The sequence below is a fragment of the Azospirillum sp. B506 genome (assembly GCF_000333595.1).
GTDB lineage: Bacteria > Pseudomonadota > Alphaproteobacteria > Azospirillales > Azospirillaceae > Azospirillum.
Genome location: NZ_BADK01000513.1, coordinates 1 through 1657 on the forward strand (window position 1 = coordinate 1; position 1657 = coordinate 1657).

A 1657-nucleotide genomic window follows, 5' to 3' on the forward strand; every position below is an offset into this window, starting at 1 on the left:
AAAGGGCAGGCGGGTCAGGAACACCAGCGCCAGGATGGCATCCTGGGTCCAACGCGGCGGAGGGGAGGGGGCGGTGGCGGCATCGGGCATGGTCGGCATCGACTACCCCCAACCGGCGTCAGGCGCAACCATGCAGGACGGGCTGATCCGCATCGGTCGCACAGGTCCGATTCCTTGACCGGAACACTCGGTCCGCCTACCTTGTCCGTTTGAACTCCCCTTACCAGCATCGAGCACCCATGGCCCGTCTTCCGATTCTCGTCGCCCCGCATCCGATCCTGAAGCGCAAGGCGCAACCCGTCGCCGAAGTGGATGCGCGCGTCGTCAAGCTGATGGACGACATGGTGGAGACCATGTACGACGCCAACGGCATTGGGCTGGCCGCTCCGCAGGTCGGCGTGCTCGACCGCGTCATCGTCGTCGACGTCCATGAGAAGGGCGCACCGGCGAACCCGATCCGCCTCGCCAACCCGGAAATCGTCTGGTCGTCCGACGAGAAGGCGGTGTGCGAGGAGGGCTGCCTGTCGGTGCCGGAGCAGTATGCCGAGGTCACCCGGCCGGTGCGCATCCGCGTCCGCTATCTGGACGAAAAGAACCAGCAGCAGGAGCTGGAGGCGGACGGCATGCTCGCCACCTGCCTCCAGCATGAGATCGACCATCTGAACGGCGTTCTGTTCGTCGACTATCTGTCGATGCTGAAGCGGAACATCCTGCTGAAGAAGGTCCAGAAGATGCAGAAGGCGACGGCCTGACCAGCCTCGATCCAATGATGACCCCGCTCCGTCTCGTTTTCATGGGCACGCCGGATTTCGCCGTGCCCAGCCTTGCCGCGCTGATCGAGGCGGGGCATCAGGTCGTCTGCGCCTACAGCCAGCCGCCGCGTCCGGCCGGCCGCGGCCAGCAGGTGCAGAAATCGCCCGTCCACCGCTTCGCCGGGGAGCACGGCATCCCCGTGCGCACGCCGAAAAGCCTGCGCACTGCTGAGGCCCAGGCGGAATTCGCCGACCTCAAGGCCGATGTCGCCGTGGTCGCCGCCTACGGCCTGATCCTGCCGCAGCCGGTTCTCGACGCGCCGCGGCTGGGCTGTGTCAACGTGCATGGCTCGCTGCTGCCGCGCTGGCGCGGGGCGGCGCCGATCCAGCGCTCCATCCTGGCCGGCGATGCCGAGACCGGCATCACCATCATGCAGATGGACATCGGGCTGGACACCGGCGCCATGCTGTCTCGGGAAGCGGTGGCGATCACCCCCGCCACCACCGCCAGCAGCCTGCATGACGAGCTGGCCTCCCTCGGCGCCCGCATGATCGTCCCGGCGCTGAACGGTCTGGCCGCCGGCACCCTGACCGCCGTGCCGCAACCGGACGAGGGCGTCACCTACGCCGCCAAGCTGACGCGCGAGGACGGCCGGCTCGACTGGACCCAGCCCGCCGCTTACGTCGAGCGGCAGGTCCGCGCCCTGACCCCCTGGCCCGGTTGCTGGTTCGACGCGGCAAATGGCGAGCGCATCAAGGTTCTGGCCGCAGAACCAGTGAGCGGCGGCGGTACGCCTGGTACTCTGTTGGACGACCGGCTGACGGTCGGCTGCGCCGGCGGCGCCGTGCGGCTGACCAAGGTGCAGCGGCCGGGCAAGGCGCCGGTCGATGGGGCGGCCTTCCTG

Annotated in this window: 2 protein-coding genes; both read left to right on the top strand. The window is 68.6% G+C overall.

Features of this window, described 5'->3' with window-relative positions; all coding sequences use genetic code 11:
* The first annotated feature begins 239 nt into the window (after window positions 1–239).
* The gene (gene def, locus I71_RS15425; RefSeq protein ID WP_042695735.1) at window positions 240–752 is read left to right on the top strand and encodes a peptide deformylase; all 513 of its coding nucleotides are present in this window, start codon (window positions 240–242) and stop codon (window positions 750–752) included.
* Between the two features lie 17 nt (window positions 753–769).
* On the top strand, window positions 770–1657 hold an 888-nt coding region (fmt, locus tag I71_RS15430), incomplete at its 3' end, for a methionyl-tRNA formyltransferase (RefSeq protein ID WP_042695736.1).